Source organism: Amycolatopsis marina, assembly GCF_900111885.1.
Taxonomy (GTDB): domain Bacteria; phylum Actinomycetota; class Actinomycetes; order Mycobacteriales; family Pseudonocardiaceae; genus Amycolatopsis; species Amycolatopsis marina.
The window spans coordinates 643,355-659,763 of the sequence record NZ_FOKG01000001.1; the positions used below are offsets into that span (position 1 = coordinate 643,355).

The 16,409-nt window shown below is 69.1% G+C and carries 13 protein-coding genes; 11 read left to right on the top strand and 2 right to left on the bottom strand.

Features of this window, described 5'->3' with window-relative positions:
• Positions 1 to 32: 32 nt before the first annotated feature.
• The 4 genes from BM199_RS03190 (at position 33) to BM199_RS03205 (ending at position 7,244) form a co-directional block, all read left to right on the top strand.
• Positions 33 to 3,227, top strand: coding sequence for a penicillin acylase family protein (locus BM199_RS03190; protein ID WP_091669035.1), 3,195 nt, complete (start codon positions 33 to 35; stop codon positions 3,225 to 3,227).
• A 31-nt stretch (positions 3,228 to 3,258) separates the two neighbouring features.
• Complete coding sequence (locus BM199_RS03195) at positions 3,259 to 4,290, top strand: SGNH/GDSL hydrolase family protein (RefSeq protein WP_091669037.1); 1,032 nt, start codon at positions 3,259 to 3,261, stop codon at positions 4,288 to 4,290.
• 45 nt (positions 4,291 to 4,335) lie between these two features.
• Entirely contained in the window at positions 4,336 to 5,403 is a 1,068-nt protein-coding gene (locus tag BM199_RS03200) for a trans-sulfuration enzyme family protein (RefSeq protein ID WP_091669040.1), read from the top strand.
• Between the two features lie 632 nt (positions 5,404 to 6,035).
• Positions 6,036 to 7,244, top strand: a complete 1,209-nt coding sequence (locus tag BM199_RS03205; protein ID WP_091669043.1) for a thioester domain-containing protein — start codon at positions 6,036 to 6,038, stop codon at positions 7,242 to 7,244.
• A 156-nt stretch (positions 7,245 to 7,400) separates the two neighbouring features.
• Here the strand turns inward: BM199_RS03205 and BM199_RS03210 are convergent, their stop codons facing one another.
• Entirely contained in the window at positions 7,401 to 8,432 is a 1,032-nt protein-coding gene (locus BM199_RS03210; RefSeq protein ID WP_091669046.1) for a patatin-like phospholipase family protein, read from the bottom strand.
• Between the two features lie 19 nt (positions 8,433 to 8,451).
• Positions 8,452 to 9,219, bottom strand: coding sequence for a FadR/GntR family transcriptional regulator (locus BM199_RS03215; RefSeq protein ID WP_091669048.1), 768 nt, complete (start codon positions 9,217 to 9,219; stop codon positions 8,452 to 8,454).
• 108 nt (positions 9,220 to 9,327) lie between these two features.
• On the opposite strand from BM199_RS03215, the gene BM199_RS03220 reads away from it, so the two are divergent.
• From BM199_RS03220 to BM199_RS03250, 7 genes are read left to right on the top strand one after another with little or no spacing between them, the layout of a single operon-like run.
• Positions 9,328 to 10,824, top strand: a complete 1,497-nt coding sequence (locus tag BM199_RS03220) for an ABC transporter substrate-binding protein (protein WP_091669051.1) — start codon at positions 9,328 to 9,330, stop codon at positions 10,822 to 10,824.
• The gene (locus BM199_RS03225) at positions 10,821 to 11,774 is read left to right on the top strand and encodes an ABC transporter permease (protein ID WP_091669054.1); all 954 of its coding nucleotides are present in this window, start codon (positions 10,821 to 10,823) and stop codon (positions 11,772 to 11,774) included. Before BM199_RS03220 ends, BM199_RS03225 begins: the two co-directional genes overlap by 4 nt.
• The gene (locus BM199_RS03230; RefSeq protein ID WP_245788100.1) at positions 11,774 to 12,607 is read left to right on the top strand and encodes an ABC transporter permease; all 834 of its coding nucleotides are present in this window, start codon (positions 11,774 to 11,776) and stop codon (positions 12,605 to 12,607) included. Before BM199_RS03225 ends, BM199_RS03230 begins: the two co-directional genes overlap by 1 nt.
• Positions 12,604 to 13,386 (top strand): ATP-binding cassette domain-containing protein, encoded by a 783-nt coding sequence (locus BM199_RS03235; RefSeq protein ID WP_091669056.1) that lies wholly within the window; start codon positions 12,604 to 12,606, stop codon positions 13,384 to 13,386. Before BM199_RS03230 ends, BM199_RS03235 begins: the two co-directional genes overlap by 4 nt.
• Positions 13,387 to 13,397: 11 nt before the next feature.
• Positions 13,398 to 14,192, top strand: coding sequence for an ABC transporter ATP-binding protein (locus BM199_RS03240; RefSeq protein ID WP_091669774.1), 795 nt, complete (start codon positions 13,398 to 13,400; stop codon positions 14,190 to 14,192).
• A complete protein-coding gene (locus BM199_RS03245) occupies positions 14,192 to 15,634 on the top strand; it encodes an aldehyde dehydrogenase family protein (RefSeq protein ID WP_091669059.1) in 1,443 nt (480 codons plus the stop codon). Before BM199_RS03240 ends, BM199_RS03245 begins: the two co-directional genes overlap by 1 nt.
• Positions 15,631 to 16,407, top strand: a complete 777-nt coding sequence (locus BM199_RS03250) for an SDR family NAD(P)-dependent oxidoreductase (RefSeq protein WP_091669060.1) — start codon at positions 15,631 to 15,633, stop codon at positions 16,405 to 16,407. Before BM199_RS03245 ends, BM199_RS03250 begins: the two co-directional genes overlap by 4 nt.
• Positions 16,408 to 16,409: the final 2 nt, after the last annotated feature.

Consider the following 16,409-nt stretch of genomic DNA (forward strand, 5'->3'; position numbering starts at 1 on the left):
GTCACGGTGGACACAGCGCGAAGGGTGCGGTCATGCGGGCACTGGCAGCGATCATCTCGACAGCCGCACTCGCCGCGGGGCTGGTGACGGTTCCGGCGCACGCGGCGCCGAGGCCTCAGGCCCTACCGGAGGTCGCGCAGGCCGACGACTTCTGTGTCGGCCAGTGCTCCGACATCCTGCCGCCAGGACAGAACGGCAACGCCACACTCGCGGAGATCCTCGCCCACCAGACGCTGGGTACGAGGCCCGCGCACTCTGCCGACCAACTCGACGAGTACGCGGCGCTGGCGAATTCCTACGGCGGCCTGACCACCGACACCATCAACGACTTCTTCAACGACGCCTCGTTCGGTGTGCCCGCCGATCAGGTGGCCAGCACGATCAAGCCTCGCGAGGACGTCACGATCATCCGGGACAAGGCCACCGGCGTGCCGCACATCTACGGCACCACCCGGTCCGGCACCGAGTTCGGCGCCGGGTACGCGGCGGCGCAGGACCGGCTCTGGCTGATGGACGTGATGCGCCATGTCGGTCGCGGTCAGCTGACGCCGTTCGCCGGTGGCGCCGAGGGCAACCGATCGCTGGAACAACAGTTCTTCAGCGCCGCGCCCTATACGGAAGCGGAACTGCAGCAGCAGATCGAGGACGTGGCGGCGTCGGGCCCGAGGGGGGCGCAAGGGCTCGCCGACGCACAGGCCTATGTGGACGGTATCAACGCCTACATCGAAAAGGCGCACAGCGGCAGGACCTTCCCGGGCGAGTATGTCCTGACCGGACACGTCGACGCCATCACCAACGCAGGCGAGATCAGGCCGTTCAAGCTGACCGACCTGGTGGTGCTCGCCTCGGTGGTCGGCGCCCAGTTCGGCGCGGGTGGTGGCGGCGAGGTGCAGGCGGCCATCGCCAAGCTCGCGATCCAGGAACGCTACGGCTTCGAGGAGGGCGAGCGGATCTGGCAGAGCCTGCGCGAGGAGGACGACCCGGAGACCGTGCGCACCCTGCACGACGGGCAGAGCTTCCCCTATGGCAAGGCTCCCGCCGATCCACAGGGAGCCGCGATGCCGGAACCGGGCTCGGTGAGTGAGCAGCAGCTGGTGTTCGATCGGAGCGGATCGGCGAGTGCGGGAACCACCGCGAAGGCCGATGTGCCCGCGCCCGCCGATCTCGAACCCGCACGCGGCATGTTCGCCGACGGTGTGCTGCCCGAGGACCTGCTTTCGGACAAGCACGGCATGTCCAACGCGCTCGTCGTCTCCGGCCGGCACACCGAGAGCGGCAACCCCGTCGCCGTCTTCGGTCCGCAGACCGGCTACTTCGCCCCGCAGTTGCTGATGTTGCAGGAACTGCAGGGGCCGGGGATCAGCGCGCGCGGCGCGTCCTTCGCGGGGGTGAGCTTCTACGTCCTGCTCGGCAGGGGCCAGGACTACTCCTGGAGCGCCACCACTTCGGCCCAGGACATCATCGACACCTACGCACTCGAACTGTGCGAGCCGGGCGGGGACGCAGCCACGAAGGAGTCGAACCACTACCGCTACCAGGGGCAGTGCCTCCCGATGGACGTGGTGGAGCGAACGAACTCCTGGAAGCCCACCATCGCCGATCCCACGCCCGCGGGCTCGTACACCCTGCGCAGCTATCGCACGAAGTACGGCCCGGTGACCCACCGTGGAATCGTCGAGGGAAAGCCGGTGGCCTACGCGTCACTGCGGTCCACCTACTTCCATGAGGTGGACTCGCTGCTCGGCTTCCAGGAGTTCAACGACCCGGACGCAATCCGTTCCGCAGCGGATTTCCAGCGAGCGGCGGAGAAGGTGAACTACACCTTCAACTGGTTCTACGTCGACTCCGACGACATCGCGTACTACAACTCCGGAGCTAACCCGGTCCGTAACTCCACTGTGGACCCGAGTATGCCGGTGCTCGCGGACGCCGGATTCGACTGGCAGGGCTGGAACCCGGAGGGCAACCAGGTGCGGGTCACACCGGCTGCCGAGCATCCCAACTCGATCAACCAGGACTACTACATCAGCTGGAACAACGCGCAGGCCAAGGACTACGCGGCGGCCGGGTACGAGAAGTCCTCCGTGCATCGGGGTGACCTGCTCGACACCAGGGTGCGGGACCTCATCGCGGGCGGCGGCAAGGTCACCAGGGCCAACCTGACCAGGGCGATGGCCGAGGCCGCGCTCGCGGACCTGCGTGCGGAGCAGGTGCTGCCGCAACTACTGCGCGTCGTCGACACCGCCGAGGTGACTGACCCAGCGGCAGCGGCGGCGCTCGGCAAGCTGCGGGCGTGGCTCGAGGCTGGCGGGCTGCGCACGGAGACCACGCCGGGCAGCGAGGTCTACCACCACGCTGAGGCGATCAAGATCATGGACGCGTGGTGGCCGATCCTGGTGCGAGCCCAGTTCGAGCCCGGCCTCGGCGCGGACGGCTTTGCCGCCATGACGCGAGTGCTGAAGGTGGACGAGGCACCCTCCGACGTGGCCCACCGTGGTTCGGCCTACCAGGCCGGCTGGTGGGGATATGTCGACAAGGACATCCGTTCGGTCCTCGGTGACCCGGTGCAGGAACCGCTCGGCGACCGGTTCTGCGGAGGCGGTGACCTGGCCCAGTGCCGACAGGTCCTGCTGGACACCGTGGCTCAGGCCGCGGCCAGGCCGAGCACCGAGGTGTATCCGGGTGACTCCGACTGCGCTGCGGGGGAGCAGTGGTGCGCCGACTCCATCATCCACAGTGCACTCGGCGGGATCAACCAGGACAAGATCAGCACGCAGAACCGGCCGACCTTCCAACAGGTGGTCGAGTTCCCGGCACGGCGCGGTGACGACGTTGCCAACCTCGCCGCGGGCAAGCAGGTGAGCGCGACCAGCTTCGAGCGCGGCTGGTACCGCCTGCCGCCCGAACGCGCCGTGGATGGTGACTACCGCACCAGGTGGGCCAGCGACTGGAACGACGACGAGTCGATCACGGTGGACCTCGGAAGTGTGCAGGCGGTGGCGAGGGTCGTGCTGCACTGGGAATCTGCTTTCGGCAGGTCCTACCGGATCGGGCTTTCCACCGACGGGACGCGGTGGCGGGACGCGGCCGTCGTGACGGACGGCAACGGAGGTGTCGACAACCTCGCCTTCGCCGCGGGTGACGCCCGGTTCGTCCGGATGGCCGGCGTCGAGCGCGGAACCAGGTACGGCTACTCACTGCACGAGTTCGAGATCCACGCCCACTGAGAGAGCATCTGTTCGCCAGCAGGAGGTATCCGTGCACAGAACCAGGCTCGCGCTGTTCGGTACGGCGGCGCTGCTGACCACGGCGCTGACGACTGCCGCGGGGCAGGCGGCGGCCTCGGGCACGCAGCAGGAGGCCGTCGACTACGTGGCACTCGGTGACTCGTACACCGCGGGGCCGCTGATCCCGTTGCCGCGGCTCGACCCGCTCGGCTGCGTACGCTCCACCAGCAACTACCCGGCCTGGCTTGCCGACCACCTCGACGTGCGCAGTTACACCGACGTCAGTTGCAGCGGTGCCGACACCACCGACATGACCGGGCGGCAGCCGCTGCCCGTGTTCGGCTCGCACCGACCGCAGTTCAGCGCGCTCAACCTGGACACCGACCTGGTGACCGTCGGGATCGGGGGAAACGACTTCGGCGTCTTCGGCGAACTGACCGGCACCTGCCCGGAACTGGCCGAGAGCGACCCCACCGGGTCACCGTGCCAGGACAAGTACACAGTGGACGGTGTCGACACCATGAAGGAACGCATCGCCGGGACCCAGGACAGGGTGGTGGAGGTCCTGCGCGGGGTGCACGAGCGATCTCCCGAGGCCACCGTCGTCCTGGTCGGCTACCCCCGGATCGCCCCGGAAACCGGCTACTGCCCGGACATCCTGCCCTTTGCCGACGGTGACCTGCGCTGGCTGGACAGCGTCGAGCGGACGTTGAACGCCGCCCTCGCCACAGCGGCGGACATCGACGGGGGCACCGTCTTCGTCGACACGTACACACCGTCGGCGGGCCATGACGCCTGTGCGACCGGTGGGGCTGCCTGGATCCAGGGCAAGGACACCGACCTGTTCCGCGCCGCCTCGTACCATCCGCGCAGGTCGGGCATGGTGGGCGTAGCGAGCATCATCGCGCGCACGCTGGCCGGACAACCCGTGGACGTGGCGGCCGCCGAGCAGGCCGTGCACTCGGCGGCGGGCACCGCCCGGCCCAGCAGCACCCGGGACGAACCGGTCGCCACACCACACCGCGCCGGGGAATTCGTCGACGAGTTCCCTTCGCGTCGCTAACGACCTACCGGTAATTCGTCGACGAATTACCGGTAGCGTGGCGGTGTGAGCGAACACGACTGGTCACCGCGAACCAAGGCCATCGCGCTGGGGCGCCCGACGGGTGCGGGCGAGCCGCTGAACGTGCCGATCTATCCCGCGAGCAACTTCGGCGCCGGGACGGACCGGGCGTACTCCCGCGAGGACGGCACGCCGACCTGGGAGGCCCTCGAGGAGACCGTCGGTGCGTTGGAGGGTGGCCACGCCACGGCATTCGCCTCCGGCATCGCCACGCTTGCCGCCGTGCTGGACGTGCTGCCGGTCGGGTCGCGGATCGCGGTGCCCACCTTCAGCTACGCCGGAACCAGGGGCACGCTCGCGCACGCGGAGCGGACCGGGCGGCTGCGGGTCACCCAGCTCGCCCCGACGGACACGGCGGGCTGGATCGACGCGGCGAGCGAACACGATCTGCTGTGGCTGGAGTCGCCGACCAACCCGACGCTGGAACTCATCGACATCGAGGCGATCGCCGCCGCGGCGCGGAAGCAACCGCACCGGCCACGTGTCTGTGTGGACAACACCTTCGCGACGCCGCTGGGCAGGCAGCCGATCGCGCTCGGCGCGGACCTCGTGGTGCACAGCGCCACCAAACTGATCGGCGGGCACAGCGACCTGCTGCTCGGCCTCACCGTCGCGGCTGACGAGGAGTTGGCACGCGAGTTGCGGGACGCGCGTACCCGCGGCGGGGCCACCCCTGGCGCTCTCGAGGCATGGCTCGCGCTGCGCGGCCTGCGCACGCTGCCGGTGCGTCTTGCCGAGGCCACCCGCACGGCCGCGGAGCTGGCCGAACGACTGACGACGCATCCGCGGATCACCGCTGTCCGCTACCCCGATGAGGGCGCGATGATCGCGTTCGAACTGGAAGGGGCGGAAGCAGCCGACGCCGTCTGCCGGTCACTCACGCTGATCCGGCATGCGACCAGCCTCGGCGGAGTCGAGAGTTGCGTCGAGCGGCGCGCGTCCCTTGCGGGTGACGCACATGTGCCCGCGGGACTCGTGCGGTTCAGCGTCGGGCTCGAACACCCCGACGATCTCTGGAGCGATCTCGCCGGGGCGCTCGACCGCTTGACGTGATCCGCCCCCTGTGACCCGGCTGGTCACGCGCAGCGACCGCACCGAGTTGCAGTTTCCAGGGACGGCGACGGCACTGATTCCCGGTCTGTTGCCGGAAATCCCGGCGTTCACCCCGCGCTGCGGGAAATCGGCGGGCTGGTCGTCGCGGGAGGCACTCCTGGACCTTCGGCCTGTCCGATCTGGACAGCACAGTTGCTGGCGGCGTCCACTGTGGTCGTCGCTGGTCCCGGGCCGGGCGCGACCGCCGACCGCGGGGGGAGATCTACCGCGGCGAGCGTCCCGGCCGGACAACGCCGACGAGCTGACGGGTGTACGCGCCTGTCGACCTGCTCTCCTGAAGAGCGACGAGTACGAGGTAACGGTGGGGACACGATCCGGCGAACAATTCAATTCGAATGTCGCTGAGAGCAATGCGCGAATAAACGCAACGCTACTTGAACATTAGATCATTAGACCGATCGGCGTAACGAAATAAACAAAGGGGGGAGGTCGTTCGGGCAATTCCGCTTCTGTGTAGGCTCCAGATCGCTCGACTGGGTGGAATTTACTCAAACGGTGCCCTCCTCTCTGCGACCGGCAGCGGCACCGCACGGCTCTTGATGGACGCAGTCCGGAAATCGCTAAGGAGACACATGCGCGGCAAGAAAATTCTCGCGCGCACCGGCGCCGCCGTTCTCGGCGCGTCGATGGCGCTGATGTCCGGGGCACTGCCCGCCGGGGCGGATCAGGCACAGGGCAAGCTGGACACCGACGCAGGTGTCAGTGGCTTCAAGGTCAACGTCGAAGGCATGAAGAACCTGTCGACCACGCTGTTCGGTCTCCGGCTCGAGGGTGGCGACCTGCTCAAGACGTACTGCGTCCAGATCGAGGTCGACATCCGCGACGAGGACAAGGACCTGGTGCGCGGCGAGGTTCCGTGGGACGAGTTCCCCTACGAGCACTCGCCCTTCCACAAGAACCGCGAGAAGATCAACTGGGTGCTGCACCACGGTTACCCGGTCGTCGAGGCAGATGCGCTCGAAGCACTGCTGGTCAAGGACGGCGCCACGTTCAACGACGGCCTCACCGTCAAGGAGGCCATCACCGCGACCCAGGCCGCCGTGTGGCGCTTCAGTGACGACAAGCCGCTGAAGAAGGACGACCCGCTCAGCGGTAAGGACGACGCCGAGACCGAGGCCGACGTGCTCGCCGTCTACGACTACCTGACCGGCGAGAAGAACGTCGGCATCGGCAAGGAGCCGACCGCGACCCTGGAGGTCAGCCCGGAGGAGGCGACAGGGGAGGCCGGTAGCCGCATCGGACCGTTCACCGTCAGCACCACCGGTGAGATCACCGAGATCGTGTCCGAGTTGCCGGAGGGCGTCACGCTCACCGACGCCGAGGGCGCCGAGCTCAACCCCGAGGACGTCACCGACGGCACCGAGGTCTTCTTCGACGTGCCCGACGACGCCGAGGAAGGTAGCGGCAGTTTCGAACTGACCGTCGAGGCCGCCGTGGACACCGGCAGGCTGTTCGTCGCGGAGGACTACAAGAAGCGTCCCTCGCAGTCGCTGATCGTGGCCTCCTCGGAGAAGACCTCGCTGTCCGCGGGTGCGCAGGCCAACTGGAAGGTGGCGCCGCCGGTCGAGACCACGCCGCCGCCGGTCGAGACCACCGCTCCGCCGACCTCCAGCGAGGTTGCCGCGCCGCCGACCACGGAAGCTCCGGTCAACCCGCAGGCCAACGAGGACGACCTGGCGCAGACCGGTTTCTCCGCGATGACACCGCTGCTGCTCGGTGGTGGCCTGCTGCTCGCCGGTGGTGCCACGCTGCTCCTGCTGCGTCGCCGCAACGCCGCCTGAGTACAGGCACAACCAACCAACTGAACGACACGGGCCTGGGGCCGGCTTCCGCGGAGGCCGGCCCCAGGCCCGTTCCATGTGCCGTCCGCACTTTCCCGGGAAAGTGCGGTAGTTGCGCACGCACGTATCGCACTTTTGTGGGAAAGTGCGCCCGGCTCAGCCGACTCCGGCGGCGGGGTAGGGGTACGCCGTCGGCGGGGGAGCCGATGGCGCGACCCAGCGCCGCATGCCCGCGTCGCAGATCGCGTACCCCCAGTTGATCAGTCGCTCCTGCAGCACCGCCGGTGTCGTGTGCAGCCGGGTGGGCACCTTCGCCAGTTCCAGCGTGCGCTCCACGGGCGCGGCAAGGGTGTCGGGCAGGCCGTAGTTGGCGATGTCGCTGTAGCTGCCCCAGTAGGCTCCGCCGAGTGTTCCGTCCGTGTAGGACTCCAGTAGTGCTCGTTTACGCAGGCTGCGTACCTGGTTGTCCACCACGTCGAGCGTGCGGATCAGCTGCCGCAGCCAGTCCTGCGGTACCCGCCTGATCACCTGCATCCGCAGACCGCCGTCACTGACCAGCACGTTGGGGCAGAAGTCGAGCGCCGGGTCAAGGGCGAGGTTGTCGAAAATCCCGCCGTCGGAGAGTACGACGGCGCCCCGCTTGCTGCGCACGATCACTGGGGAGAGCAGCGGCGGGAAAGCCGAGGACGCGGCGACGGCCGTCGCCAGGAGCAGGGCGGGATCGGCGGGCCGCTGTCCGACGGTCCCGGTTCTGGAGAACCGCCACAGGTCGCCGGTCTGCATGTTCGTCGCGGTGAACACGAACCGAGGGCGCGCTGGCAGATCGCACAACCTGCGGCCACCGAACAGGTGCCGGCGAAAAGACGTCGCCAGTTCCTCACCGACACTGCGCCACGGCTTGACCAACCCGCGCAGGATGGCCCAGACGTCGATGCTCGCGCCGGCCAGTTCCCGTACCGGCCCGACCACCTGCTCGCCGAAGTTCGCCGCGACACCATTGGAGAATTCGAGCTCCGGCCAGGCGTGGGCGAGCACACCCGCCGTGATCGCGCCGCTGGAGACGCTGGAGATCATCGACAGGGTCGGCAGCGTCCCCAGTTCGTTGAGCCGCCAGAGCACGCCGGTGTGAAAGAGCATGGCGCGGTATCCACCGCCGGACAGGCACAGGCCGACGTCACCCGGTCGCATACCGTCACCTTATCGATGCCTACTCCGGGAATTCGTCGACGAACTCCCGGACGAGCGGCTCGAGCATCGCCCGTTGTCCGGGCGGGACGTACTCGGCGTAGTAGTCGTAGAGCGCGCGACGGGCGAGCCTGCAGGCCAGCGGCCCGTCCTGCTCCCGTACCGCGGCGAGTACTTCGGTGTGGTGCGCCAGCGAAGCCCGCATGAGCGCGCGGCGATCGTCGGCCTGTGCCAGCTTGTCCTCGATCAGTTCCAGCACGACCCCCCTGACCACCTCGCCGCACACCACGAGCAACGGGTTCTGCGTCGCCCGCGCGACGATCTCGTGGAACGTGATGTCCGCCTGGCTGAACTCGGTGTAGCCGTGCTCGACGTGCCGTTCCATCTCGGCGAGGGCAGCTGTCAGTTCCGTTAGTTGCTCGTCCGTCCGCAGTTGCGCGGCGAGGAGGAATGCCGAGCCCTCCAGCACCATCCGGAACTGCAGCAGCTCGGCGAGGCCGAGGTGTCGGGCGCGGGTCAGCCGGTGCATCGACTTGTGCAGTGTCGCAGGGGAGGCCGCGAGCACCTCCGGGCCGCGGGGGTCGCCGGGCCGGGAGCGGATCACCGCCCCCGCCTGCAGCACACGCAGGGCCTCGCGCACGGTCGAGCGGCTCACGCCGAACTGGGTCATCAGCTCGCGCTCGCTCGGCAGGCGCGCGCCGGGAGCCAGCCGGCCGTTCAGCACGGCCTGCTCGATCTGCTCGACCACGTGCTCATAGGCGCGAGCGGTCTCGATCGGTTCGAATCGCACAGGGCTTCCTCTGTGTCTTTTTTCTTGACCTTCGCGAAGGCGGGTGCAAGCCTAGGCTACTGGTCCGACCAGCATACTGAGTACACAGGCAATTACCTTGGGGTAATTATGCGAGTTCGAATCGTCGCGGCGGCCTTCGCGCTGCTTCTGCTGGTCCCGTCCTGCTCGGCGGGTTCGACGGCATCGGTCGGCGACGGCGAGTCGACGCTCGCGGTCGGCTTCACGGCGGAGCCGAAGAATTTCGACTTCACCACCACCGACGGTGCCGCCATCCCGCAGGCGTTGCTCTACAACGTCTACGAGGGTCTGGTGAAGCTGGACGCGGAGGGCGAGATCGTTCCGCTCCTCGCGGAGTCGTGGACGATCAGCGAAGACCGCAAGGTCTACGACTTCCAGCTGCGCGAGGGGGTGACCTTCGCCAACGGCGACGAGTTCACCGCCGACGATGTGAAGTTCTCCCTCGAACGGGTCAGCAGCGACTGGACCGTCTCGTTGAAGTCCAAGATGGACGTCGTCGAGCGGGTCGAGGCCGTCAGCCCGACGCACGCGCGGGTTGTGCTGAACAGGCCGAGCAATGCCTGGCTGTTCGACCTGACCGGCAGGGTCGGCGCGATGTTCAGCCCGACCGCCGTCGACGATCTCGCCAACACCCCCGTCGGCACCGGTCCCTACGAGGTCGCACAGCGGCGCAGGGGCGATTCCATCTGGCTGCAACGCCGCTCCGACTACTGGGGCACGGCGCCCGCCTACGAGACGGTTGTCCTGAAGTACTTCCAGGATCCGACGGCGATGAACAACGCCCTGCTGAGCAACGGGATCGACGCCATCTCCTCCATCACCGCGCCGGACTCCATCCCGCAGTTCGAGGCGGACACCCGGTTCAACGTCCTGCAGGGCACCACGAACGGCGAAGTCGTGCTCTCCTACAACAACGCCAGCGCGCCACTGGACGATCCGCGGGTGCGGCGGGCGCTGACACTCGCCATCGACAGGAAAGCGCTGCTCGCGACCGCATGGGCGGGCAGGGGAACGCTGATCGGCAGCATGGTCCCGCCCACCGATCCCTGGTACGAGGACCTGTCCGGCTTCTACCCGCACGATCCCGCGCAGGCGCGGCAACTGCTCGCCGATGCGGGGCAGGAGAATCTGACCCTGCGACTGCGCGTGCCGAACCTGCCCTACGCGTTGTCCTCGGCGCAGGTCGTCGCGTCCGAACTGGACAAGGTCGGGGTCACCGTCGCGATCGAGCCGCTGGACTTCCCCGCGGTCTGGTTGCAGCAGGTGTTCACCGGCCACGACTACGACATGTCGATCGTGCAGCACGTGGAGGCCCGCGACATCACCACGTTCGGTGATCCCGGCTACTACTGGGGCTACGACAATCCCCGAGTGGCGGAGCTGCTCGAGGAGGCTGATGTCGGCACGAAGGAGCAGCAGGTCGAGCGCATGCGCGAGGTTGCCCGCACGATCACCGAGGACGCGGCGGCGAACTGGCTGTTCCTGTTCCCCAACGTGGTGGCGGCCAAGAAGTCGGTGACCGGCCTGCACCGCAACCAGGTCAGCGAGTCCTTCGACCTGACCGGGCTCGGGAAGGTGGAGTCATGATCGTGCCCATCCTTCGCCGCACCGCGATCTTCGTGATCAGCGTGCTGGTGGCCTCGGTGGTGGTCTTCCTCTTCATGGTCGTGCTGCCCGGCGACCCCGCGCAGGTGGCGCTCGGCGTCAACGCGACACCCGAACTGGTCGAACAGACCCGGCAGGAGTTCGGCCTCGACCGGCCGCTGATCTCGCAGTACCTGGACTGGATGGGCGGCATCCTCAGCGGCGACTTCGGCCGCTCGTACGTCACGCGCGAGGCCATCGGCCCGCAGCTGCTCGACCGGCTCGGCGTCACCCTGTGGCTCGTCGGCGGCGGGGTGCTCGTCGCGCTGCTGATCTCCGTGCCGCTCGGCACGATCGCCGCGGTGCGCCATCGCAGGCCCAGCGGCGCGGTGGTGTCCGGTGTGTCCCAGCTCGGCATGGCCGTTCCCGCGTTCCTCGCCGGCATCCTGCTGGTGCAGATCTTCGCGGTCCGGCTGGGCTGGCTGCCCTCCGGCGGCTGGACCCCGCCGGTGCGCGATCCCGCCGAGTGGCTGCGCGGCATGATCCTGCCGGTGCTCTCGCTCGGACTGGTGCAGGGCGCCGTGGTCACCCGCTACGTCCGCTCGTCCGTCCTCGACGTCCTCGGTGAGGACTACCTCCGCACCGCGCGATCCAAGGGGCTGCGCCCGGGGCAGGCGCTGGTCCGGCACGGGCTGCGCAACGCCGCCGTTCCCGTGGTCACGGTGCTGGGGCTGCAACTGGCGACCTTGCTGGTCGGCGCCGTCGTGGTGGAGCGGGTGTTCGTGCTGCCTGGGCTGGGCAGCATGTTGCTCGACTCCGTCTCCTCCCGAGATCTGCTTGCCGTGCAGGGGATCGTGCTCGTGTTGGTGGTCGGCGTGCTGCTGGTGAACTTCCTGGTGGATGTGCTGTACGCGGTCCTCGACCCGCGGCTGTCGGCTCCTAGGAGGTCCTGATGACCATGATCGGTACCCGGCCGCGCAGCGCGAGCCTGATGGTGGGTGCGGCGCTCGTCGGCATCGTGGTGCTGGCGGCGCTGGTGTCCTTCCTCTGGACGCCGCACGACCCGCTCCTGGTCGAGGCCAGTGCCCGGCTGCTCGGGCCGACCGCCGACTACGTCCTCGGCACCGACCGGTTCGGCCGCGACGTCGCCAGCCAGCTGATGGTGGGCGCCCGTACCACGCTCTACGTCGGCATCGTCGCCGTCGGGATCGCGGCGGTGATCGGCACCCCGCTGGGCATCCTCGCCGGCATGTCCCGCAACTGGCTCGGTGAGCTGGTGATGCGGGCGAACGACCTCATGCTGGCCTTTCCCGCACTGCTGCTGGCAATCATGCTGGGCGCGGTCTACGGTGCGAGCACGCTCACCGCGATGATCGCGATCGGCATCGCCACGGTGCCGTCGTTCGCGCGCATCGCCCGGTCCGGGACGTTGCGGGTGATGAGCACCGAGTACGTCCTCGCCGCCCGCGCGGCTGGTCGATCCCGACTGTGGATCGCCTGGCGGCACGTGTTGCCGAACATCTCCGGGCTGGTGCTGGTGCAGTCCTCCGTGTCGTTCGCGATCGCCGTGCTCGCCGAGGCGGCGCTGTCGTTCCTCGGCTTCGGCACCCGGCCGCCGACGCCGTCCTGGGGACGGATGTTGCAGGAGTCCCAGGAACTGCTCGCCGTGGAGCCCCGGCTCGCCCTCGTGCCCGGTATCGCCATCGCGATCGCCGTGCTCGGCTTCAATCTGCTCGGCGACGGCCTGCGCGACCGGTTCGATCCGAAATTGGAGGCGCGGCGATGAGCGCGTTGCTGGAAGTCCGGGGGCTCGAGGTCCGTGCCGGTAGCCAACCACTGGTCGAGGACGTGGGGTTCGCGATCGGGCGCGGCGAGCGGCTCGGGCTGATCGGCGAGTCCGGGTCGGGCAAGTCGCTGACCGCCTCCGCGATCATGGGTCTGTTGCCGGAGGGACTCACCGCGGCCGGTTCCGCCACCCTCGCCGGCACCGAGCTGATCGGCGCGGGCGAGGGCACGCTGTCCGGGCTGCGCGGGCGCGAACTCGCCATGGTGTTCCAGGAGCCGATGACCGCGCTCAACCCGGCCATGCGTGTCGGCAGGCAGGTGGCCGAGGTGATGCTGCTGCACAACACCAGGCCGAATCGCCGTGCCGCACACGCCGCCGCCGTCGAACTGCTCGACCGGGTCCGCCTGCCCGATCCGGAACGCACCGCACGGGCCTACCCGCACCAGCTTTCCGGGGGCCAGCGGCAGCGGGTGGTGCTGGCCATCGCGCTGGCCAACGATCCGGCGCTGCTGATCTGCGACGAACCGACCACCGCGCTCGACGTCACCGTGCAGGCGCAGATCCTCGAGTTGATCCTCGACAGCACCCGCGACCGGGACACCTCGCTGCTGTTCATCACCCACGACCTCGCCGTCGTCGCCTCGGTCTGCGACCGCGTACTGGTGATGTACGAGGGCAGGATCGTCGAGGAGGGCAGCACCCGGCAGGTCCTCTCCGCCCCGGAACACGGCTACACCCGGCGCCTGCTCGCGGCCTCGACCCTGGAGGTGTCGAAGTGACCGAACCGGCACTGCTCGAGGTGCGCGACCTCACCCGCTCCTACCGCCGTCCCCGCACCACCCTGTTCGGCCCGAAATCCGAGGTCTCCGCGTTACGCGGGGTCTCGTTCGACGTCCGGGAAGGGCAGCGCTTCGGCATCGTCGGCGAGTCCGGCTGTGGCAAGTCCACCCTGGTCCGACTGCTGGCCGCGCTGGACAGGCCCACCTCGGGCTCGGTTTCCTTCGAGGGAAGGCGCATCGACAACCTCGCCGAGCGGGACCTCGGTTTTCTGCGTTCCCGGATGCAGATCGTGTTCCAGGACCCGATGGGCTCACTGGACCCGCGGATGCGCGTGCGCGACATCATCAGCGAACCGCTGGGGCGAGCGCGGGACCGGTACGACCGGGTCGCCGAACTGCTGGAGGCCGTGGACCTGCCCGCCGACTCCGGGCGGCGGTACCCCCACCAGTTCTCCGGCGGCCAGCGACAGCGCATCTCCATCGCCCGCGCACTCGCGCCGAGGCCGGACGTGCTCATCGCCGACGAGGCCGTCAGCGCGCTCGACGTGCTGGTCCGGGCGCAGATTCTCGAACTGCTGGCCGATCTGGTCCAGCGGTTCGACCTGACCCTGATCTTCGTCTCGCACGATCTCGCCGTGGTGCGGAACGTCTGCGACACCGTGGCGGTGATGCGCGGTGGCGAGATCGTCGAGCACGGCGCGATCGACCAGGTCTACGACGAGCCCGAGCATCCCTACACCCGCGAACTGATCGCGGCCGCACCGAGCCTGCGCGCTGCGCTGGCGAATCTGGAGGACAGAGCGTGATGTTCGACCCGCCCTACCCGGCAGGGCTGCCGGTCGGCGCAGGCTGGGAACCGGCACCCGCGACAGCACCGGTGGTGTTCCCGTTCGACGGGCAGGTCGTGGCCGGCGCACCCGTTGGCTCCCCCGCGCAGGCCCGGCAGGCGCTGGACGCGGCCGTCGCGGCGCGCCGCGAGGTCGCCGCCCTGCCCTCGCACGTGCGCAGGGCCGTGCTCGCCGACGTGCGCGACGCGATCGAGCAGCGGCGGGCGGAGTTCGAGAACCTGCTCGTGCTGGAGACGGGCAAGCCACTGGTCGACTGCAAGGTCGAGGTCACCCGCACCCTGCTCACCTGGGCCGCGTCGGCGGAGGAAGTGTCCCGGCTGCACGGGGAGACGGTTCCGCTGGACCTGCTGCCGTCCGGGGAAGGGCTGCTCGGGTTCTGGACCCGCAAGCCGATCGGCGTGGTCGTCGGCATCGCCGGGTTCAACTACCCGCTACTGCTCGCCTCGCACAAGATCGCCCCGGCCATCGCCGCGGGCTGCCCGGTGATCGCCAAGCCCGCGCCCGCTACACCGCTGGCGACGCTCTGGCTGCTGCACCTCGTCCGCGAGGCCGCGGCCAGGGCGGGTGCGCCCGCCGAACTCGCACAGCTGGTCACCGGTGACGTCGAGGTGGGCTCCACGCTGGTCACCGACGCTCGAGTGGGTGCGGTGTCGTTCACCGGGTCCGCCGCGGTCGGGCACCGTATCGCCCGCGATGCCGCGCCCCGCAAGGCCCTGCTGGAGCTGGGCTCGAATGCCGCGCTGGTGGTGGCGGCCGACGCCGACCTCGACGCGGCGGTGGACGCGGTGCTGCGCGGCGGGTTCTACGCCTCCGGTCAGGCCTGCATCTCGGTGCAACGGGTGCTGCTGGTCGAACAGATCGCCGCCGAGTTCACCGCGAGGCTGCTCGATCGGATCGGGGAGGTGGTCACCGGCGATCCACGTGACCCGGCGACCCGGGTGTCGGCACTCATCGACGAACGGTCCACCGAGCGCGTACTCGGCTGGCTCAAGTCGGCCGAGGCCGTGGGCTCGCGGTTACTGGCGGGCGGGGTGACCGAGAACGGCGTGCTGTCCCCGACGGTGCTGGCGGACGTGCCCGACGGCACCGACTGCTGGGACGAGGAGGTGTTCGCCCCGGTGGTGTGCCTGCGCACGGTGGGCGACGTCGAGGCGGCGTTCGACGCGGTCAACGACTCTCGATACGGACTGCACGCGAGCGTCTTCACCGCCTCGCTCGCGACGGCGATGCGCGCGGTGGAACAGTTGGAGGTCGGTGGAGTCGTGGTGAACGAGGTACCGGGCTTCCGCTCGGACACGATGCCCTACGGCGGGGTGAAGGACTCCGGAATCGGCCGGGAGGGCCCCCGGTTCGCGGTGGAGGAGCTGACCGTGACCAGGATGGCGGTGATCCGGCCGTGAGCGGCTACTCGAACCTTTTCCGGCTCGACGGGCGCAGGGCGATCGTGCTCGGTGCGGGCAGCGGGATCGGCAGGGAGTCCGCGCTGGCACTCGCCGCGCACGGCGCCGAGGTGATCTGTGCCGACCGGGACCTGGCCACGGCGTCCGCGACGTGCGAGCTGATCGGCGAGCGCTCGCGGCCCTACGAGATCGACCTGCTCGACCCCGCCGCGGTGCATGGGGCAGCGCGGGATCTCGGTGAGCTCGACGTCGTCGTCCTGACCGCGGCGACCAACGTCCGCAAACGTTTGCTCGACTACTCCCGCGAGGAGTTCGACCGGGTTGTGGCGCTGAACCTCGGCGCCAGTTTCGAGGTCGTCCGGGCGTTCGGGGCCGGGATGGTCGAACGTGGTTCGGGCAGCATCATCGGCTTCTCCTCGATCCGCGGCACGACTGTCGAACCGGGCCAGGGCGCCTATGCCGCCACGAAGGCGGGACTCGTGCAGTTGTTCCGGACCGCGGCCGCCGAGTTCGGCCCGGCGGGTGTCCGGGTCAACGCGATCGCACCGGGAGTGGTGGAGACGCCACTGACCGCCCAGATCAAGGCCGATCCCGGCTGGTACCAGGCGTACGCGAGCAAGAGCGCGCTCGGGCGCTGGGCGCGTGCGGACGAGCTAGCCGGAGCCGTCGTGTTCCTCGCCTCGGACGCGGCCTCGTTCATCACCGGCGCGGTACTTCCCGTCGACGGAGGCTGGACCGCGATCGACGGCCGCTACGAACCACCCGCATCCTGAGG

Excerpts from the sequence above, each read along its gene's own strand:
- BM199_RS03190 (WP_091669035.1), top strand. The coding sequence starts at position 33 with ATGCGGGCACTGGCAGCGATCATCTCGACAGCCGCACTCGCCGCGGGG.
- BM199_RS03205 (WP_091669043.1), top strand. The coding sequence starts at position 6,036 with ATGCGCGGCAAGAAAATTCTCGCGCGCACCGGCGCCGCCGTTCTCGGC.
- BM199_RS03210 (WP_091669046.1), bottom strand. The coding sequence starts at position 8,432 with ATGCGACCGGGTGACGTCGGCCTGTGCCTGTCCGGCGGTGGATACCGC.
- BM199_RS03220 (WP_091669051.1), top strand. The coding sequence starts at position 9,328 with ATGCGAGTTCGAATCGTCGCGGCGGCCTTCGCGCTGCTTCTGCTGGTC.
- BM199_RS03225 (WP_091669054.1), top strand. The coding sequence starts at position 10,821 with ATGATCGTGCCCATCCTTCGCCGCACCGCGATCTTCGTGATCAGCGTG.
- BM199_RS03230 (WP_245788100.1), top strand. The coding sequence starts at position 11,774 with ATGACCATGATCGGTACCCGGCCGCGCAGCGCGAGCCTGATGGTGGGT.
- BM199_RS03235 (WP_091669056.1), top strand. The coding sequence starts at position 12,604 with ATGAGCGCGTTGCTGGAAGTCCGGGGGCTCGAGGTCCGTGCCGGTAGC.
- BM199_RS03245 (WP_091669059.1), top strand. The coding sequence starts at position 14,192 with ATGTTCGACCCGCCCTACCCGGCAGGGCTGCCGGTCGGCGCAGGCTGG.